A 19,605-nucleotide genomic window follows, 5' to 3' on the forward strand; every position below is an offset into this window, starting at 1 on the left:
TCAATGAATGGTATCACTTTAGAAGATGTGAGCGTTTGGCAAGGGAAAACTAACATTCTTCAACATCTCCATTGCAAGCTAGAAATGGGCGAATTCATTTTATTAACAGGTGATACGGGGAGTGGAAAGTCAACTCTATTTCAATTTTTATCGGGTATTAAACCGATGAATTTTGAAGGCCAGTGTTACTTGTTAGGAAAAGATATTTCTTCCATGACACCTGTAGAAAGAGCAACGATTGCTGGAACTGTATTTCAAAAAGCATATCGTCAATTTACGATGAAAAATTTAAGGAGTGAATTAACGTTTACTCTTGAAAATTTAGGGTTTAATTATGAACAAATTCAAAAACGAATTCATCACGTTACGATGGATACAGTAACGCAACATCTATTAGATCGACCTTTTGTTCAATTATCTGGAGGGGAGCAACAACGTTCTGCGATTGCAGTCTTATTAGCAATGGATGTTCCGATTTTATTATTAGATGAGCCATTTGCGAGTGTAGATGAAAAAAGTAGACGCTCCTTAATGAAATTATTATTTGAACTTTCTCAAAAGGGGAAATTAGTCATTGTCAGTGATCATGATACGAATGGATACAGCGAATATGTTAGTCGTGTATTACAGATTCAGAAAGGTTGCTTACAGACGGTTCCGATTAGTTCCTTATCGAACCATTCAGTTATTTCATTAGAACAAGAAGGCGCATCAACAGAGAAGTTTTTCACCTTTCAAAATGTTATAAAAGAAGGTTTATGGTCGATTCCAGAGTTTTCTTTAGAAAAAGGGATTACGACTTTAACAGGAGATAATGGTGTCGGCAAATCAACTTTACTAAGAGCGATGGTTCAATTGTCAAAAGTAAAGGGAAATTTTATGTATGAGGGGCAAAAAATAACTAAGAGAAATCGTTCAAAATTTTTAACATTGACTGTTCAAGAAGCAATGCATCAATTTGTTACTTTAATGCCAAGGGATGAAATGAATTTTGGAATGAAGAGATTTGCTCATGCTCATAAATGGCAAGAACGAATACTCGCAGAAACTCCTTTAGGTTCAAAACTGGATACAAGTTTGATGTATTTAAGTGGTGGAGAACAAAAATTGATTCAGCTAATCTGTATGCTAAGTTTAGAGATTCCATTTTTATTATTAGATGAACCTTTTACCGGATTAGATAAAAAAAGTTGTCAATTGATAGGAGAATGGATGAAGTGGAATCAACAAACTCATAATCAACAATTATTAGTCGTTTCTCATCGATTAGCTCCTTTAGAAGGTGTGAGTCAACATCATATTCAAATCACTGAGCAGACATTGAAAAAAGGGGGCATGCAACATGGAAAAACAGTCTAAAAGTTTAGCTTTTTCTCTTTTTCTAATCATAGTAACGATTGAATTATCGTTTGTTCCTTCAAATGTCTTGAATAGTTTTGTATTAGTTGTTGGATTTCTGTATCTTCTTTGGAAGAAGCAGTGGGGTGTTATTGGTGCTACAATGATTGTTCCATTATTTCCAGCGATTGGTAGTTATTGGTCGATTCGTGTTCAAGGAATTCATCTAGAGCTTGCTTCAGTGATGTTTACAAGAACATTTGCATTTGCTCTATTAGGATTTTTATTGGCATTTAGTGTGGATTTGGAAGAATTATTATTAGTTTTGGAACAAAAAGGGCTGCCTCCTCATTTTGTCTATGGCTTATTAGTCATTATTCATGCTTTTCCATATATTAGAAGAGAAGTTGTGCAAATGAAGGAAGCGAGTCAATTAAGAGGTCGTCCCTTACATTTTTGGTCAAGCTTATATTATATCAAAGTTATTTTTACAGCTTATCACTTACAAGAGCAATATGAACAAGCAATGATTAGCCATGGATTTGATGAAAAAGGAAAACGAACACCATCGATTATTTGGAAAAATGATGGTAAAGCTTTGGGATGGATGATTTTATTATTTGTAGTAGGAAATAGTATTGCATGGTTATGGAGGTAGGAAAATGACATTTACAGAAAAAGCCATGGAAGTTTCTAAACGTTATTGGCAAGGAAGTTTTGAACATCCATTTGTAACGGGATTACAAGATGGGACATTGGGGGATTCGATATTTCGTTATTATTTATTACAAGATCGTTATTATTTAGAACATTTTAGTAAATTATATCAAATTATTTCTGATGCATCTGATGATGCAGAAGTGAAAGAATTAATGCGTAGAAATTCGCAACATTTAGCAGAAGGGGAACAATTAATTCGAGAAGAATTTTTTCAAGAATTAGGTATCGATGAAGAAGAAATCAAAAATACACCGATTGCTCCAACTGCTTATAATTATGTATCACATTTATATCGACAACTAGCAGAAAAAAATGTTGTTGTAGCTTGTGCAGGAATGTTACCTTGTCCGTGGTTATATCAAGCCATTGGAGAACAATTAATCAAGCAAGGTTCGCCTCATGAAATGTATCAACGATGGATTATGACCTATGCGGGTGAAGATAGTAAAGAAGCGGTTCAATATGAATGTGGTGTTATTGAACGTTTGTATGAAGAAGCAACAGATGAAACAAAAGAAGAAATGATAGAAGCATTTTATCGTAGTTGCCAATTTGAGTATCTATTTTGGGAAATGGCATATACACACGAAACATGGAAATTAGAAGGTTAGGTAGGTTTAAAAAATGAGTAGAAATAAAAAAATTATGTTTTTAGCAATGATGGTAGCGTTAGATGTGGTTTTATCCCCATTAATGCGCATTGAAGGAATGGCACCAATGTCTAGTACGATTAATGTCATTGCAGCTATGTTAATGGGACCAGTATACGGAGTAGCAATGGCATTTTTAACAGCGATTCTTCGCATGACTTTATTAGCAATTCCACCTTTAGCATTAACTGGTGCAGTATTTGGAGCGTTATTAGCAGGTATTGGAGCAAGAATGACTAAGAACATTTATGGAGCGATGATTGGTGAATTTATTGGAACAGGATTAATTGGTTCCTTATTATCTTATCCCGTAATGGTTTGGTTTACTGGAACAACAACTGGATTATTCTGGTTTGTTTATACACCACGTTTTTGTGGAGGAGCAATTATTGGTTCAACGATTGCTTGGTTAGTTTGGGTAAAATTAAAAAACGTATCAACTATCCAACGTATTCAAAAATTATTTGCACCAACTAAGGAATGTCCATTATGCAAAAAGTTTTAGAAAATATTTTCCCATTACAACGCCCTCTGATTCATTGCATTACGAATGGGATTACAAAAGAATTAGTGGCAAATGCATTATTATACGTAGGGGCAAAACCAATTATGGCTGAAGACCAACGAGAAATTGAATCAGTTATTCAAGTATCATCTGCCTTATTACTAAATATTGGACATTTAACAGAGCAAAAAGAAGCTTGCATTATTAAAGCAGCAAAACTTGCGAATAAGGCTCAAAAACCACTTGTAGTAGATGCTGTTGGAATAGTGGGACTATCCAATCGTCTTGCTTTAGTACAACGTTTATTAGACATTGGCGTTACCGTTGTAAAGGGAAATATTTCAGAAATGAGAAGACTAGCTGGACTAAAGAGTAGTGCCAAAGGAGTCGATAGTGCTAAGGAAGACCAAAGTACAATGGAATTAAAAGACTTAGCTCACGCATTAAGAAAGTTGGCTAAAACTTATCCTCAAACAGTTTTTCTAGCAACGGGTGAACAAGACTTAATCCTTACGGATTCAAACTGTTTTTGCCTAAAAAATGGAGTAGATTCTTTAGAATTATTTACCGGTACAGGAGATGTAGTGGGAGCTTTAATTACAGGTGTTTTAGGAAACGGCATTGAACCATTGGAAGCTACGATTGGTGCGATTACTTACTTTAATGTATGTGGAGAAAAAGCAAGCAAGGTACTCCAGCAAGGAATGGAAAGTTTTCGTATAGAAACTTGTAATCAATTATCCAAATTGTACAAAGAAAATTGGCAAGAAATGCTAAAAATGGAGGACTGGACAAATGAAGAAGTTAGATAAAATATTAGCCCTTTATTTAGTAACGGCACGTTATGATTGGAAAGAAGAAGACTTTTTGAATAAAGTAGAAGAAGCTTGTAGGTCTGGTGTGACTCTTGTGCAATTAAGAGAAAAAGAATGCAGTACAAGAGAATATTATGAATTAGCTCAAAAAGTTAAGACTATCACAGATACGTATCAAATTCCTTTGATGATTGATGATCGAGTAGATATTTGTTTAGCCATTGATGCTAGTGGTGTGCATATTGGAGCAGATGAATTACCTGTTGAAGTAGTTCGCAAACTCATTGGAAAAGACAAAATTCTAGGAGTTACAGCTAAAACAGTTGAACGAGCATTAGAAGCAGAACAACACGGAGCAGATTACTTAGGTGTAGGAGCTATCTATCCAACTACGACAAAAGTCATTACTCAACCAACATCTATTGAAACGCTTAGGGAAATTGCCACAACTGTAACGATTCCTATCGTAGCCATTGGTGGTATTAAAGAAGACAATATGGAACCTTTAAAAGGGACAGGGATTGCAGGAATTGCCATTGTTAGTGAGATTATGAAAGCTCAAGATATCAAACAAAAATGTTACTGTTTAAGAAAGAAAGTAACGGAAATTTTAGGAGGGGAAGCAAATGAGTAATGAAACTATACAAGTAGTGACTATTGCTGGATCTGATTCAGGCGGCGGAGCAGGAGCTCAAGCAGATTTAAAAACATTTCAAGCTCGACAAGTTTTCGGAATGAGTATTTTTGTAGCTTTAACAGCGCAAAATACTTTAGGAGTACAAGCAGTTCATGAAGTGCCAAGTGCATTTATTGATGCGCAGTTTCAATCATTGGCAAGTGATTTTCATATTCGTGCAGCAAAAACAGGAATGTTAGCAGATAGTCGAGTTGTTCGCACTGTAGTAGAAAATTATAAAAAAGTAAATTTTGGTCCATTAATTGTGGATCCAGTTATGATTGCTAAAGGCGGACATCCATTATTACAACCAGAAGCAATTGAAACGATTAAAAAAGAATTATTACCCATTGCCACAGTTTGTACGCCAAATTTACCAGAAGCAGAAGAATTAATTGGCAAGAAAATCTTAACAGAAACAGATATGATGCAAGCTGCAGCTATTTTACAAAATCTTGGAGTGAAAAATGTCATTATTAAAGGCGGACATGGAACGTTGGATATTGTAAAAGACTTTGTCTTATTAGAAGACGGAACAGCATTTTGGACAGAAGCTAAACGAATTAAAACAGCTTCTACCCATGGAACAGGTGATACATTCTCCGCTTGTATTACAGCTGAATTAGCAAAAGGACAGCCTTTGAAAGAAAGCATTATTACAGCTCGCAAATTTATTCAAGGTGCAATTGCTCAACCAATCTATGTAGGAAATGGACACGGCCCAACAAATCACTGGGCGAAGTTGGATGACAGTGTTCGAGTAATTGAAGCGTAAGAAAATAGGAATATGACTTTTCGATGTAGGAGAAGATGACAGTATGTTTTGTCATTAGTTTTACTATTGGAGAGTTGTATTCTTTTTTTAGTGAGTTATCGATAATTGAAAATGAAATAAAAAACAGGTGACATACTAAACTTCTAGATTTACAATATAAAATGTAAAGGAGATGAGTATTATGGTACACAATAAAAAATGGTTTTACGGATTTATTCTACTCTTCTTAGGGAATACACTTTTGTTAAGGTCAACAGAGTTTTCTATAATACTGTCAATTATAATAATACTATTAGGCCATTTATTCATTATACTGATTGGAAAAGAACAGTTTGGTCTGAAAAAAATTATTAAAAGTAATATTGTGATTGCGTTAGTTTTTACGATATATTATTTTGTTTTCAATCAAATGAAATTAGGTTTGCTCCATAATATTTTCATTGCACTGATAGTGTATATTTCATTTTGGTATTTAAGTCGTGAAAAAGAAAAACAAGAAATGAAGAAAAACAAATAAACATTCTCTGATAGTGGTGTGATTGTAACGTTGTTTAATAGAAATTTTTGTAACAACTATGAAAAACTTATAGATCTGAAAAAATGTACTGACAATACATCTAACATAAATTATAATGGTGAAAATTACGAGGAGATAATAAGATGAGTAATTATATAAAATTTAATGAAAATAGATGGAATAATGTGAATAATGACTATACTGCTCCATTAACACATGAACAATTAGAAGAACTTAAAAATAAGCCCATTTCTGTTGCATTAACGATTGGGAAAAAAGTTCCCGAAGAATGGTTTGAAAAAGCTAACGGAAAAAAGATATTAGGGTTAGCTTGTGGTGGGGGACAGCAGGGACCAGTTTTTGCGTTAAAAGGTTATGATGTAACCATAATGGATTTCTCTACCTCACAATTAGAAAGAGATGAAATGGTTGCTAAAAGAGAAGGCTTAACAATCAACACAGTTCAAGGTGATATGACAAAACCATTCCCATTTGAAAATGAAACTTTTGATATTATTTTCAATCCAGTTTCAAATGTTTATATTGAAGATTTAGAAAACATGTATAAAGAAGCCGCCCGAGTATTGAAAAAAGGTGGACTGTTAATGGTAGGATTTATGAATCCATGGATATACATGTATGATGCTGATATTGTATGGGATAAGCCTGATGAAGAATTACTTTTAAAGTATTCACTCCCTTTTAATTCAAAAGAGCTTGAAGAAGAAGGAAAATTAACCATAAATCCAGAATATGGATATGAATTTAGCCATACATTAGAAAGTCAGATTAGAGGACAACTTAAAAATGGTCTTGCTATGATCGATTTTTATGAATCATGTGATAAAAGAAATAGATTATCTCATTATGGTAATGACTATATAGCTACACTTTGCGTGAAACTATAATATATTTCAATTGTATAGCATTCTACAAAAACATCCCCAACAGAAATAGCACGCCTATTCCTGTTGGGGATATTTCCATATTATCGAAATTTCTTATACTGTTCTTTCAACGCTTCTTCGAATTTCGAAGTTGGGTCTGGGTGGAAGTATTGTGTATGTTTGAGGGTATCTGGTAAGTATTGTTGTTTTACCCAGTGGTTTGGATAGTTATGCGGATATTGGTAATTTGTTCCTCGTCCTAATTTTTGGGCTCCTTGATAGTGTGCATCTTGTAAGTGCGAAGGGATTTTTCCTGATTTTCCTTGTCTGACATCTGAGAGTGCTGCATCAATGGAGAGAATGGCTGTATTTGATTTAGGGGAGAGGGCTAATTCAATCACTGCATTGGCAAGTGGGATTCTTGCTTCGGGTAAGCCGAGTTTTTCCGCAGCTTGTACAGCTAATACGGCACGACTAGCTCCTGCGGGGTTTGCTAATCCGATATCTTCATACGCTATGACTAATAATCGTCTGATTAATGTAATGAGTTCACCTGCTTCAATGAGTCTTGCCATATAGTGGAGTGCTGCATCTACGTCACTTCCTCGAATTGATTTTTGGAATGCGGAGATGACATCATAATGTTGATCTCCGTTTTTATCGTGTGCGAATACTTTTCTTTGTAGGCAGTTTCCTGCGATTTCTTCTGTGATGATAATTTTTCTGTCTTCATTTTCTGGAGTAGATTTCACAGCTAATTCTAAGGCGTTTAGTGAACTTCTGACATCTCCATTTGAAAAATGGGTAAAGGTGTGCATTGCTCCGTCTTCGACTTCTACATCATATTGTCCTAAGCCCTTTGTTTCATCTGTTAATGCACGGTTAAGTGCTTGATGAATTTCTTCTGGTGTAAGAGGGATGAGTTCAAAAATTTGTGTTCTACTGCGAATCGCTGGGTTAATCGCTATATAAGGATTTTCAGTAGTGGCTCCTATTAAAATTACACGTCCATTTTCTAAGTGTGGAAGGAGGAAATCTTGTTTTGGTTTGTCTAAGCGGTGAATTTCATCGAGTAATAAAATAACCGTTCCGCTCATCTTTGCTTCTTCAATAACGATTTGTAATTCTTTTTTTGTATCTGTGGCAGCATTTAATGTACGAAAGGCATACTTCGTTGTTCCTGCGATGGCACTGGCAATACTTGTTTTTCCAATTCCAGGAGGGCCATATAAAATCATGGAAGAGAGTTGTTTAGCGGCAATCATTCGAGCAATAATTTTTCCAGGTGCTACTAAATGTTGTTGTCCGACAATTTCTTCTAAGCAAGTGGGTCTCATTCGGTAGGCTAATGGTTGATTTTTCATAATTCTCCTCACTTTCTGTTCTTTCTATTGTAGCATAGTTTAAATACTTACGTGAGTCAAAAATATTTACCTTATTTTGAAAAATATACTATACTAGTAAGAGTAGAAAATGATAGATGTAAAATTTTATCCAAAAGAAAGGACGATATCGTTGCATTATTTAGATTATGCTGCCACTACACCAGTTGTAGAGGAAGTGAAACAAGCAATTTTTGAAGAAATGGCATATTTTGGAAATCCTTCTAGTGTATATCAAATTGGTCGTACTCAAAAACAAAAGATTCAAGCTGCTAAAAAAGATATATTACAAGAATTACATGCTGCTACGAATGATTCCATTATTTTTACAGGTTCAGGTTCAGAAGCGAATAATTTAGTGTTTGAATCCATTTGCCAGCATTTTGCAGAAGAAAAAGGAGAAATCATTATTTCAGGAATCGAGCATCCATCGGTCAAAAAAGCTGCAGCTTATGCTGAGCAATTAGGATTCACGATTATTGCGTTAGTTCCTGATGAAACAGGTTGTATTTCTGTTAAACAAGTGGAAGAGGCTTTAACGGAGAAGACACGTTTAGTAACGATTATGACCGTTAATAATGAAACTGGAGCGTATCAACCGATTCATGAAATCGGTGAGTTATTAGTGGAACATCCTGCTTATTTCCATACAGATGCCGTTCAGGCATTTGCTCAAGAAGAAATAGATGTAGCGACTTCTCATATTGATTATTTATCTGCTTCAGGTCATAAAATTCATGCGCCAAAAGGAATTGGATTTTTATATAAGAAAAAAGAAGCTCCGATTCATGCACTTATTAAAGGTGGAGGACAAGAACAAGGGTGGAGAGCAGGAACTGAAAATGTTCCATATATTGTTGGTTTCCAAAAAGCTCTTGCACTAGCGATTCAAACTAGAAATGAGAAGAAGAATAGATATATTGAATTGTCAGAGTATTTACAAGAACAATTAACGGCTCGACAAATTCCTTTTGAAATCAATGGGGATGCATCAAAAAAGAGTCCTCATATTTGTAATGTATGGTTAAAAGGCATTCCTGCTAGTCAAACATTAATTATGTGTGATTTAAATCAAGTAGCTGTTTCAGCGGGTTCTGCTTGTTCTGCAGGAAGTTTAGAGCCTAGTCCAGTATTATCACTCATGTATCCTCAGAATAAAAATAGAGTAGTAGAATCTGTTCGTTTATCATTTGGAGGAGAGACAACTAAAGAAGATATTGATGCATTTATTTCCTCAATATCCTCGATTAAACGTTCATAGTATGCTAAACTAGAAGAAAGTGATGAAAGGAAGTGTTCATATGGCATTTACTCAAACAGCAACATTAAAAAATTCAAATCATGTGTATCGTGTATCTCCAACAGTAAAAGGATATACATTAAGAGATAATGGATTTGTCGAAACAAAAGCAGGTAATTTTCAATTAATTCGCAGTTTAGATGACTTAGTAGTCGGACACCGTGGATTAAAATTAAAAGTTTCAGTCGATAAAGCAATGAAACAATTAAAAATTTCAACAACAACAAAAGATGGACTTCAAACTGTTCAATTATATGGAAATGAAAAAAACGCATATGCGATTGAAAAACTAGAATTTATTCTAGAAGGATTAGTAGAACGTGGCGTATTAGAAGAAGTATAAAAAAACGAGACAGAGTTTACTCTGTCTCGTTTCTATACATAGCACGGGAAGGTATTCCGATCACTATTATTGTAGATCTTCTTCGTGAGGGAGTGGCTTAAACTGCGCCACGAAGCTTAAAGTATCGCCAAAATAAAGATTTTCGCCTGGGATCTCATAGAGTTCCTGCATGCGTTTACTTAAAGAGTATGGAAGATTCGTAGAATCTTTTTCATACTTCGTTAAAGTATCTTTATTAATTTTTAGGTATTTGGCGGCTTCTAAGAGTGTCAAATTACGATTAACCCGTGCTGCTCGTAAAGATATTATCATACACTTATGCCCCCCTTTTACCAATAATAATTGTAGTGAAAATAAATTTATTTGTCAAATGTGTATAAGGCTATAATTCCTATCGTTATCGTATTTAAGAAGATTTTGAGAAAAATTTTTTGAAAAAATTTTTAGAAAGTGATATAAAAATGATACAGCGACCTTCAAATCGTTAAAACAGAAAAAATTTAGAAATGATGGTGAATGAATGAATAAGGAAAATATCCGTGTAATAGTCGGAATGAGTGGTGGAGTTGATTCTTCAGTGACTGCTCTTTTATTAAAACAAGCTGGATACGATGTGATTGGTATCTTCATGAAAAACTGGGATGATACAGATGAAAATGGTGTATGTACAGCAACAGAAGATTATAAAGATGTAGCAGCAGTAGCTGAACAAATTGGGATTCCATATTATTCTGTTAATTTTGAAAAGGAATATTGGGATCGTGTATTTGAATATTTCTTAAAAGAATATCGATTAGGACGAACACCTAATCCGGATGTAATGTGTAATAAAGAAGTAAAATTCCAAGCTTTCTTAGAATACGCCCTTCAATTAGGAGCAGACTATGTAGCAATGGGACATTATGCTCGTGTGGAAAAAGACGAGAATGGAGTAGTTCGTTTATTACGTGGAGTGGATAATAATAAAGATCAAACGTATTTCTTAAGTCAATTAAATCAACAACAATTATCAAAAGCAATGTTCCCAATTGGGCATTTAGAGAAAAAAGAAGTGCGTAAAATTGCAGAAGAATTTGACTTAGCAACGGCTAAGAAAAAAGATTCTACAGGTGTATGTTTTATCGGAGAGAGAAACTTCAATGAATTCTTGTCTCATTATTTACCAGCTAAACCTGGTAAAATGGTAACATTAGATGGCGAGGTTAAAGGAGACCATGCTGGTTTAATGTATTATACGATTGGTCAACGTCAAGGATTAGGAATCGGTGGCGGTGGAAAAACCAATGATCCATGGTTTGTTGTAGGAAAAGATTTAAGCACCAATACACTTTATGTTGGACAAGGATTCCATCATCCAAACCTTTATTCTGACTCATTATTTGCAACAGATTTGCAATTTAATACAGATGAAGAAAAACCAAATGAATTTGAATGTACTGCCAAATTCAGATATCGTCAACAAGATACAAAAGTACGTGTTGTATTCCAAGAAGACGACAAGACAAAAGCTATGGTATACTTTGAAGAGCCAGTACGTGCGATTACACCTGGACAAGCAGTTGTATTTTATGATGGAGACATCTGCTTAGGTGGAGGTATTATTGATAAAGCTTATATGGAAGGAAACGAACGTCAATACGTTTAAAATAGATAGAAAAGAGGGAAGTCATGAGTGAAGAATACATTGTAGGAGAAGTTTTAGCGACATTTTTTGAAAATCCGCAAAATTTTTACAAAGTATTATTAATTCGAGTACAAGAAAGTAGTATGCAACTAGACTCAGATGAGATAGTTGTGACGGGAATTATTGGTACCATTCATGATAATTCTCCCTATCGTTTTAATGGGAAAGTCGTTTCGCATCCAAAATATGGACAACAGTTTTCCGTTTTAAGTTATCAGCAACATCAACCTACTGGGAAAAAAGGACTTATTGCTTATTTTTCTAGTGGACGATTTCCAGGAATTGGAGAAAAAACTGCTGAAAAAATAGTAGATTGCTTAGGTGAAAATGCGATTGAGCAAATTATTCAAGACGAGGATTGTTTAAAAAATGTACCCGGATTATCGACTAAGAAATGCGAGAGTATTCGTAGCATTATTATCGAAAATCAAGGGACTGAACGTATTTTATTTGAATTAACAAATATGGGCTTTACTCCAATTTTTGCTCAAAAAATTATGGTGCTCTATAAAGAGAAAACAATGGAAATTATTAAAGAAGATCCATATGTGTTATTACAGTCCATTGAAGGACTTGGTTTTAGACGAATTGATGCTATTGCCCAACAATTAGAGATTGCAGCAGATAGTTTATACCGGATTAAAGGTGCCGTTTATGTAGTGGTAAGGGATTTATCTTATCAAGAAGGGCATACGTATTTAATCGATAAAGAAGTGGTTCTTGCAGCTCAAAAATTATTGGAGCAAACTCGTTCATTTTTAATTGAACCCGATCAAATCGTCAATGCGTTAAATGAATTAATCCGAGAAGGAATCATTATTTCTGAAGAAAATCATCTATCATTAGCTTCGTTATATTATGCTGAAATTGGTATTGTGAATGCAATTCATCATCGTTTAGAACTTTCTAAGAAATCTCATTATTCAGAAGAAGATATTGAAGAAGCCATTCAGCATGTTCAAAAGAAATTTGGCATTATTTATGATGATTCTCAAAAACAAGCACTCATAAAAATTATGCAAGAATCCTTGTTTATTTTAACTGGTGGACCAGGAACAGGGAAAACAACGATTATTAATGGTGTTGTAGAAATGTATCGCTATTTAGAAGAGATTGATGTAGATTCTGATGCGATTCAATTAGCTGCTCCAACTGGAAGAGCTGCAAAACGTATGAATGAGTTAACAGGAATTTCTGCGTCTACGATTCATCGAATGTTAGGTATTTCTGCAGAAGAAAATGTTGAATTAGAAAGTGACGATTCTGATGATACTCGTTCATTAAGTTGTGACTTCTTAATTATTGATGAGATGTCGATGGTTGATACTTGGTTAATGAATCGTCTGCTTCGTGCAACTCCAGGAAAAACGAAGATTTTGTTTGTAGGAGATAAAAATCAATTACCTTCGGTTGGACCAGGTCAAGTGTTAACAGATTTTCTATTATCGAATAAGATTCCATCGATTGAATTAACGCATATTCATCGACAAAAAGATTCTTCAAGTATTGTGACATTAGCGCACTCGATTAAAGATGGGCATTTACCGATGGACTTTACTCAAAATCAACCAGATAGAACCTTTATTCCGTGCCGTTCGACTCAGATTTTAGATGTGATTGAACAAATTGTCGTGAAGGCGATAAAAAAAGGATATCAGAAAAAAGATATTCAAGTACTTGCTCCAATGTATAAAGGAGAAGCTGGTATTCATGAAATTAATAAAATGATGCAAAATATTTTAAATCCCAAAATTGGAAATTCCGTTCGAGAAATTGAATCATTTGACCGTGTTTTCCGTGTAGGAGATAAAGTATTGCAGTTAGTCAATGTCGCAGAAGAAAATATTTATAATGGGGATATTGGAGAAGTAACTGCGATTATATTTGCCAAAGAAAATGAAGATCAAGTCGATAAATTATACGTTGCTTTTGATAATGTAGAAGTGGAATATAAACGAAATGACTTTATTCAATTGACGCATGCTTATTGTTGTTCGATTCATAAATCTCAAGGTAGTGAATTCCAAATGGTGATTTTACCAATGGTCGGTCAATATCAGCGAATGTTAGAACGTAACTTATTGTATACTGCTGTAACAAGAAGTAAAAAGTTTTTAATTATGTGTGGGCAATACGAAGCTTTCCAAGAAGCAGCAAATCGTCAAAGTGCAAGACGTCAAACGTGCTTAAAAGATTTGTTGCAAGGTAATAGCTTTGATAGCTTAACCATTGAAGAAGAAAATTCAACAACGATTAAAGTAAATCCGCAAACTGATGATAAGTCTGAAGATACTACAGAACAAGTTTCTCAACCAACAAGTGATACTAAACAGTATTCTGAAGAGAAAACAGTAGCATTAAAAGTAGAAGAAACAGTTGAAGAATTTCAAGTCCCTTCAGAGAGTCAAACAATAGCAAAAAATAAACCATTTGTTTTAACAATGGAATTAATTGATTCCTATAGTATTGACCCTATGATTGGAATGGAAGAATTGACGCCATATGACTTCATGTCAAAATAATATAGAGTTAAAAGTTAGTTTTTAAGAAATTTTAGAGTGATATAACAAACACTTATTTCACGTAATAACGATTGGTTATCTGTTAGTGAAATAAGTGTTTTTTTTATAACAATTTTTATAAAAAATGAAGCGGGTGCCTAGTATTTTGTCTTTATATTGTATACAATAGTTTCGAGGTGAAAAATATGGAAAACCAAAAACATTTTTTAGTATCAGCAGATGCTGTACCTCCTGTGTTTTCTAAAGTACTAAAAGCAAAAGAATTATTAGCAACTAACCAAGCAAAGGACGTTACAGAAGCAGTAAAATTAGTAGGAATTTCACGTAGTGTATATTATAAATATTATCGAAAAGTTCAAGGATTCTCATCAGTGACTTATGGACGGAAAGCTTCGTTAAATATTCATATGAAAAATGAAAAAGGAACATTATCCAAAACATTAGATTTATTTGCAAGTTATAATATGAATGTATTAACAATATTCCAAGGATTAGCAATTCATAGTGTAGCAATCGTTCAATTAATGTTAGATATTTCTGAATCAACGACTGATCTATCTGTGATTTTAAAAAAATTAGAAAAAATGGATAATATTATTGGTGTTGAATTACAAAATGTAGAGTAGGAATTCAAATGAAATTACAAACGAATAAAGGAAATCTTGAAGTAAAGGCCATTCTTTTTGATAAGGATGGCACTTTAACTAATATAGACAATTTGTGGATTGAGCCAACAGAAATGGTCATCCGTAAAATTTTAAAGCAGCATATAAAAGAAGATTCAACTGTTACAATTGAACAAATGCTTGAGTTATTAGGAATTGTAGAAGGTGAGATTGTACCCAATAGCGTCATTGCTTCTGGGACAGTTGAAGATATGTTAGACGAGATTGGAAAATATTTTCCAATTGCTAAAACTGCTTTATATGATGAAGTATTGAAAGATTTTAGAAATTATTTATTAGCACATCCAGATATGATTGTTCCAATTGGCGATGTAGCTTTTTTAATTTCTGAATTAAAAAATAAAGGAATCAAAGTTGGAGTTGTGACAAATGATAGTTATGTCCCTACAAAAACGATTTTTGAAATATTGAAGGTTTGGTATTTATTTGATTTTGTAGCTACTCCAGATGATTATGCTGCTAAACCGATAGCAGATTCACTCATTGGTGCAAGTCAGCAATTAGGAGTACCCTTGAATGAAATTTTTTATGTTGGAGATTCTTACTTAGATATGGAATATGCCAAACATTGTGGTGGAGGAATTGCTGTTTTAACGAGTGGTAGTGATATTCAAAAAATGAAAGAGCAATCGGTATTAGTATTAGATTCTGTTGAACAATTACTAGATTTTGTAATAGGAGAGTGAATATGTACGAAACAAATCATACAAGTGAACGTTTGAAATTATTATTTAAAATTTTAATTCCAGTTTTAATTTATCAATTAGCAAATTTTTCAGCTCAATTTATTGATACGGTTATGACAGGACAATATCATGAAATGCACCTAGCAGGAGTTTCCATTGCAGGAAGTTTATATAATCCATTTTTTACACTGTTAAATGGGATTGTAGCAGCACTTATTCCAATTGTAGGGCAATTACTAGGAAAAAACGATAAAAATGGAATTCAAAAAATTGTATTCCAATTCATGTATATTGGAATTTTATTAGCGATTATTTTATTTTGTATTGGCTTAATTGGATTGAATCCAGCATTAAATCAAATGCATTTAGAAGCTGAAGTATCCACGATTGCAAGAGAATATTTATTACTCTTATCGATTGGATTTATTCCATTTTTACTCTTTAGTGTAATCCGATCTTTCATTGATGCATTAGGATTAACAAGAGTCTCTATGTTTTTAATGATTTTACTAGTTCCATTAAATATGTTCTTTAATTATTCATTAATTTATGGAAAATTTGGATTACCCGAACTAGGTGGTCCAGGGGCAGGTCTTGGAACAGCAATGGCTTATTGGGTATTATTAATCGTAGCGATTATTGTTCTTAAAAAACATCCAAAATTGAAACCTTATCATGTATTAAGTTTTGAAAGACCGCATTTACTATTGTGGAAAGAGCCATTTGCATTAGGTTTACCAATTGGATTTAATGTCTTTGGGGAAGTAGCAATTTTTGCACTTGTTGGTTTGTTAATGGCAAAATTCGGATCACAAGTTATTGCATCGCATCAAGCTGCTATGAATTTTTCTTATTTAGCATATGCTTTTCCAATGAGTATTTCGAATGCCTTGACGATTATTGTATCGTATGAGATTGGGCAAAAAAATCAACAATCAGCCAAAGAATATATTCGTTTAGGGATATCTACATCTGTCATTATTGCCTTTTTAACATTAGTGTGGCTATATTTCAACCGTCCAATGATTGCTGGACTTTATGGAACTTCAGAAAGTTTTATCCAATTAACAATGGTGTTCTTATCGTATAGTTTGTTATTTCAAATGTTTGATGCGATTGCGGCACCGATTCAAGGAATTTTACGAGGGTATAAAGATGCGAAAATGCCATTTATTTTATGCTTATTAGGATTTTGGGTCATTGGTCTTCCAGTAGGGATTATGTTGGATTGGATGACCGATTTAGGGCCTTATGCTTATTGGATTGCTTTGATTGCAGGCTTAATGTCGAACTGTTTCTTATTAATGCTACGATTAAGAAGTGTCCAAAAGAAATATGATGAAAGGGGATTAGTATATGGAAAATGAATCTATTGAAATAGTGGATGTACCTGAAGTAATAAGTGTGAATAAACCGGAGTCACCTTTAAAACAGTCTATAAAAGATATGTTTAAACATTTGTTAATTTATCTTGGTATTTTTATTGGAATTATCTTAGTGTTTGTAGTAGCTAGTGAAATCGTAAAAATGATCAAATCCCTTAGTCCAAGTTTTATGCCAGGTTTAACGGTTGAACAACTACAAAATTTTACAGATTCTGGTTATATTGTTGCGGTCATTATTGCTATCACGATTTTTTATAAAACTCAAAAAATTAATTTTTTCCAGACCGTATTTTATCGTCAAAAAAAGATGACATTAGAATATTTTGCAGTGTTTGCGATTATACTATTTGGATGTCAGTTTATTTTTACTCAAAGTGCTAATTTATTCGAATTTTTCTTAAATCAAATTGGGTTAAGTACTAAAAGTGCAATTGAAGCTGCCACAAGTGGTGATGATTCCTTTATGTTAGTCATTTATGCAGCGCTTGTTGGGCCATTTGTAGAAGAATTATTAGTTCGAGGCGGTGTGGTTTATCGCTTAAAAGATTATGGGAAGATTTTCAGTATATTATTATCAGCAGTAATCTTCGGATTATTCCATATGAACTTAATTCAAGGATTTTTTGCTTTCTTTGTCGGGATATTATTTGCCTATATTGCGCTTGAATATAGCTTTTTATGGGCAGTATTTTTCCATATCTTAAATAATTTTGGATTTAGTTTTTTAGTAGAAAGTGGATTACCTTTACTTTTAGGACCGGAATTAGCAGATACTGTTACAACTATGCTTTTAGTGATTACTGGTAGTGCATCAGTGATTTTCTTAATCCTTTATCGTAAAGAAATCATTTCATATATTAAAGCAAATAGAACTCCAAAAGGAACTTATCCTGTTGTCTTTACAACATTGAGATTTTGGATTTATGTTGTGATTTGTTTATTAGTTGGTTTATTAGGCTTACAACGATTATAAGATGGGAGAGATTCGATGAATACGATTTATTTAGAAGATTCAGTATATACAACTCTACAAAATCATCCGGAGGTAAAAGAGCTACTTATTGAATTAGGATTCACGCCTTTATCTCAGCCACAGATGGTTCAAACAGTTGGAAGAATTACAAGCTTAAAAAAAGGATCTAAAATAGCTAAAATCCCACTGGATACAATTATTCGTCAATTAGAATTGAATGGATACATTGTAAAAGAAAGTAGGGAGAGCAATGAGTAATGATGCGATGTCACCATTAGAACGTCAAGAAAAATTAAAAGAATTAATGCTCCGATTACATCAAGGGGAAAAAGAAGAAATTATTCAAGAAGAATTTAACAAACATTTTGATTCCGTTTCCCCTTATGAAATTCAAGTGATGGAACGAAACTTAATGCAAGAAGGAATTACTTATGAAGAAATTATGCGTCTTTGTAAGATTCATGCTTCATTAATGAGTGCAAAAGTAGAATCTGGAGAAGGAATGCCTGATTTTGAAAAAGAAGGACACCCAGTAATGGTTCTTAAAAAGGAAAATTTAGCCCTCAGAGGAGCGATTGACCGTATTGAACGATTGCTACAGGCTTATGTATCTTCAAAAGATGAAGAACTGTTAAAAGGACTAAAACGCCAAATCAGCTTACTGGATCAGTTTGAAAATCATTATTTAAGAAAAGAATATGCTCTATTTCCGATTATGGAATCAAAAGGAATTACAGCTCCTCCGAAAGTGATGTGGGGAGTCCATGATGAAATTAGAGAAATTTATAAAAATTTCAAACAAGCTTTTGATGAACAATCAGATGATGTTATGGAACAGTTTCTAGTAGCTAAAGAAGAACTGCTAGAAATGATTTTTAAAGAAGAAAATATTTTGATTCCAATGGTTGCGCAAGCTTTTCATGTGGATGATTGGGAGAAGATGGCACAAGATACCCCACAATACGGCTATTGCATTGTCACCCCTGAAGCAGAATGGAAAGTAGAAAAGAAACCATCTACCATTCAGTCTAAAGAAGAAATTCAAGAAACAGGAGATATCCCATTATCAACTGGATCCTTATCCTTAGAACAATTAGACTTATTATTAAACTTACTTCCAATGGAATTGTCATTTGTGGATAAGGATAATATTGTTAAATATTACAACGAAGGAAATGGAGAAGAAAAAATCTTCAAACGCACAAAGAGTGCGATTGGTCGAGATGTCATTAATTGTCATCCACCAAAAAGCCATGCCATTGTGACACAATTATTTGAACAATTACGATCTGGTCAAAAAGAAAAAGAAGAAATGTGGTTTAAAAAAGAAGATAAAATGATTCATGTCACGTATCATGCCGTACGAAATGCTCAAGGAGAGTATATGGGCGTGTTAGAATATGTCCAAAATATTGCACCATACGTGAAGAATTTTGAAAGTCAAACTCTTAAGCGAGAGTTGTCTTAACCTGAGAAGCTTAAAATGAGTTTTAAATTATCAGTAACTTCTAACAATGAAGTTGTAAATAATAAAAACGGACTCTCCGAGTGATTCGGAGAGTTTTTTATTATTAAAAGATTATTTTTATGATAATATAAACATTAAATTTTGGTTATAAATTATCTTTATTTAAAATTGATAAAACAATAAAAAAATTTTTAAATTAAAAAATGATGAAAAAATAAAAAAGATATGTTAATATATGTTCATAAGAAGAAGTATAAATGAAAATATCAAAATAAAATATTTTGCAAAAGGAG

The 19,605-nt window shown here is 33.4% G+C and carries 21 protein-coding genes; 19 read left to right on the forward strand and 2 right to left on the reverse strand.

Translation table 11 applies throughout. The features are described 5' to 3' along the window. Positions 1–3: 3 nt before the first annotated feature. The 9 genes from HMPREF0446_RS03715 (at position 4) to HMPREF0446_RS03755 (ending at position 6,904) form a co-directional block, all read left to right on the forward strand. Entirely contained in the window at positions 4–1,359 is a 1,356-nt protein-coding gene (locus HMPREF0446_RS03715) for an ABC transporter ATP-binding protein (RefSeq protein ID WP_006702747.1), read from the forward strand. Beyond that, the gene (locus tag HMPREF0446_RS03720) at positions 1,343–1,996 is read left to right on the forward strand and encodes an energy-coupling factor transporter transmembrane component T (RefSeq protein WP_006702746.1); all 654 of its coding nucleotides are present in this window, start codon (positions 1,343–1,345) and stop codon (positions 1,994–1,996) included. Before HMPREF0446_RS03715 ends, HMPREF0446_RS03720 begins: the two co-directional genes overlap by 17 nt. A gap of 4 nt (positions 1,997–2,000) precedes the next feature. Next, positions 2,001–2,669: a thiaminase II gene (gene tenA, locus HMPREF0446_RS03725; protein ID WP_006702745.1), complete on the forward strand. Its 669-nt coding sequence runs from the start codon at positions 2,001–2,003 to the stop codon at positions 2,667–2,669. A gap of 13 nt (positions 2,670–2,682) precedes the next feature. Continuing rightward, entirely contained in the window at positions 2,683–3,213 is a 531-nt protein-coding gene (thiW, locus tag HMPREF0446_RS03730) for an energy coupling factor transporter S component ThiW (protein WP_006702744.1), read from the forward strand. Then, a complete protein-coding gene (gene thiM, locus HMPREF0446_RS03735) occupies positions 3,198–4,025 on the forward strand; it encodes a hydroxyethylthiazole kinase (protein WP_020991340.1) in 828 nt (275 codons plus the stop codon). The genes thiW and thiM overlap by 16 nt, the downstream gene beginning before the upstream one ends. Continuing rightward, a complete protein-coding gene (gene thiE, locus HMPREF0446_RS03740; RefSeq protein ID WP_006702742.1) occupies positions 4,009–4,662 on the forward strand; it encodes a thiamine phosphate synthase in 654 nt (217 codons plus the stop codon). Before thiM ends, thiE begins: the two co-directional genes overlap by 17 nt. After that, positions 4,655–5,479 carry a bifunctional hydroxymethylpyrimidine kinase/phosphomethylpyrimidine kinase gene (thiD, locus tag HMPREF0446_RS03745; protein WP_006702741.1) on the forward strand — a complete coding sequence of 275 codons (825 nt, stop codon included), beginning with the start codon at positions 4,655–4,657 and terminating at the stop codon, positions 5,477–5,479. Before thiE ends, thiD begins: the two co-directional genes overlap by 8 nt. Before the next feature lie 181 nt (positions 5,480–5,660). Continuing rightward, positions 5,661–5,996 (forward strand): hypothetical protein, encoded by a 336-nt coding sequence (locus tag HMPREF0446_RS03750; protein WP_020991341.1) that lies wholly within the window; start codon positions 5,661–5,663, stop codon positions 5,994–5,996. Between the two features lie 143 nt (positions 5,997–6,139). Continuing rightward, positions 6,140–6,904, forward strand: coding sequence for a class I SAM-dependent methyltransferase (locus HMPREF0446_RS03755; RefSeq protein ID WP_006702740.1), 765 nt, complete (start codon positions 6,140–6,142; stop codon positions 6,902–6,904). A gap of 80 nt (positions 6,905–6,984) precedes the next feature. Here HMPREF0446_RS03755 and HMPREF0446_RS03760 read toward each other — a convergent pair whose 3' ends face one another. Beyond that, complete coding sequence (locus tag HMPREF0446_RS03760; RefSeq protein WP_020991342.1) at positions 6,985–8,247, reverse strand: replication-associated recombination protein A; 1,263 nt, start codon at positions 8,245–8,247, stop codon at positions 6,985–6,987. 109 nt (positions 8,248–8,356) lie between these two features. Between HMPREF0446_RS03760 and HMPREF0446_RS03765 the strand changes: the two genes are divergently transcribed. Both HMPREF0446_RS03765 and HMPREF0446_RS03770 read left to right on the forward strand, forming a co-directional pair. Then, the gene (locus HMPREF0446_RS03765) at positions 8,357–9,526 is read left to right on the forward strand and encodes a cysteine desulfurase family protein (RefSeq protein WP_051349236.1); all 1,170 of its coding nucleotides are present in this window, start codon (positions 8,357–8,359) and stop codon (positions 9,524–9,526) included. Positions 9,527–9,566: 40 nt separating this feature from the next. Continuing rightward, the gene (locus HMPREF0446_RS03770) at positions 9,567–9,908 is read left to right on the forward strand and encodes a cysteine desulfurase (RefSeq protein ID WP_006702737.1); all 342 of its coding nucleotides are present in this window, start codon (positions 9,567–9,569) and stop codon (positions 9,906–9,908) included. Between the two features lie 66 nt (positions 9,909–9,974). Here HMPREF0446_RS03770 and HMPREF0446_RS03775 read toward each other — a convergent pair whose 3' ends face one another. Beyond that, entirely contained in the window at positions 9,975–10,220 is a 246-nt protein-coding gene (locus tag HMPREF0446_RS03775) for a helix-turn-helix domain-containing protein (RefSeq protein WP_006702736.1), read from the reverse strand. A gap of 208 nt (positions 10,221–10,428) precedes the next feature. Here HMPREF0446_RS03775 and mnmA point away from each other — a divergent pair, with 208 nt between their 5' ends. The 8 genes from mnmA to HMPREF0446_RS03815 all read left to right on the forward strand — a co-directional run bounded on the left by mnmA (position 10,429) and on the right by HMPREF0446_RS03815 (position 19,312). After that, on the forward strand, positions 10,429–11,553 hold the full coding sequence (mnmA, locus tag HMPREF0446_RS03780) for a tRNA 2-thiouridine(34) synthase MnmA (RefSeq protein ID WP_006702735.1): 1,125 nt from the start codon (positions 10,429–10,431) through the stop codon (positions 11,551–11,553). Between the two features lie 23 nt (positions 11,554–11,576). After that, positions 11,577–14,114, forward strand: a complete 2,538-nt coding sequence (gene recD2 / locus HMPREF0446_RS03785) for an SF1B family DNA helicase RecD2 (RefSeq protein WP_006702734.1) — start codon at positions 11,577–11,579, stop codon at positions 14,112–14,114. 185 nt (positions 14,115–14,299) lie between these two features. Then, positions 14,300–14,740, forward strand: a complete 441-nt coding sequence (locus tag HMPREF0446_RS03790) for an ACT domain-containing protein (RefSeq protein ID WP_020991343.1) — start codon at positions 14,300–14,302, stop codon at positions 14,738–14,740. 8 nt (positions 14,741–14,748) lie between these two features. Continuing rightward, positions 14,749–15,486 carry an HAD family hydrolase gene (locus HMPREF0446_RS03795; protein WP_006702732.1) on the forward strand — a complete coding sequence of 246 codons (738 nt, stop codon included), beginning with the start codon at positions 14,749–14,751 and terminating at the stop codon, positions 15,484–15,486. A 2-nt stretch (positions 15,487–15,488) separates the two neighbouring features. Then, positions 15,489–16,853 (forward strand): MATE family efflux transporter, encoded by a 1,365-nt coding sequence (locus HMPREF0446_RS03800; protein ID WP_006702731.1) that lies wholly within the window; start codon positions 15,489–15,491, stop codon positions 16,851–16,853. After that, on the forward strand, positions 16,843–17,844 hold the full coding sequence (locus tag HMPREF0446_RS03805) for a CPBP family intramembrane glutamic endopeptidase (RefSeq protein WP_020991344.1): 1,002 nt from the start codon (positions 16,843–16,845) through the stop codon (positions 17,842–17,844). Before HMPREF0446_RS03800 ends, HMPREF0446_RS03805 begins: the two co-directional genes overlap by 11 nt. A 15-nt stretch (positions 17,845–17,859) precedes the next feature. Beyond that, complete coding sequence (locus HMPREF0446_RS03810; protein WP_006702729.1) at positions 17,860–18,102, forward strand: DUF1858 domain-containing protein; 243 nt, start codon at positions 17,860–17,862, stop codon at positions 18,100–18,102. Further along, positions 18,095–19,312, forward strand: a complete 1,218-nt coding sequence (locus HMPREF0446_RS03815) for a DUF438 domain-containing protein (RefSeq protein WP_006702728.1) — start codon at positions 18,095–18,097, stop codon at positions 19,310–19,312. Before HMPREF0446_RS03810 ends, HMPREF0446_RS03815 begins: the two co-directional genes overlap by 8 nt. Positions 19,313–19,605 lie beyond the last annotated feature (293 nt).

Origin of the sequence: Granulicatella elegans ATCC 700633, from assembly GCF_000162475.2 — a bacterium.
GTDB lineage: Bacteria > Bacillota > Bacilli > Lactobacillales > Aerococcaceae > Granulicatella > Granulicatella elegans.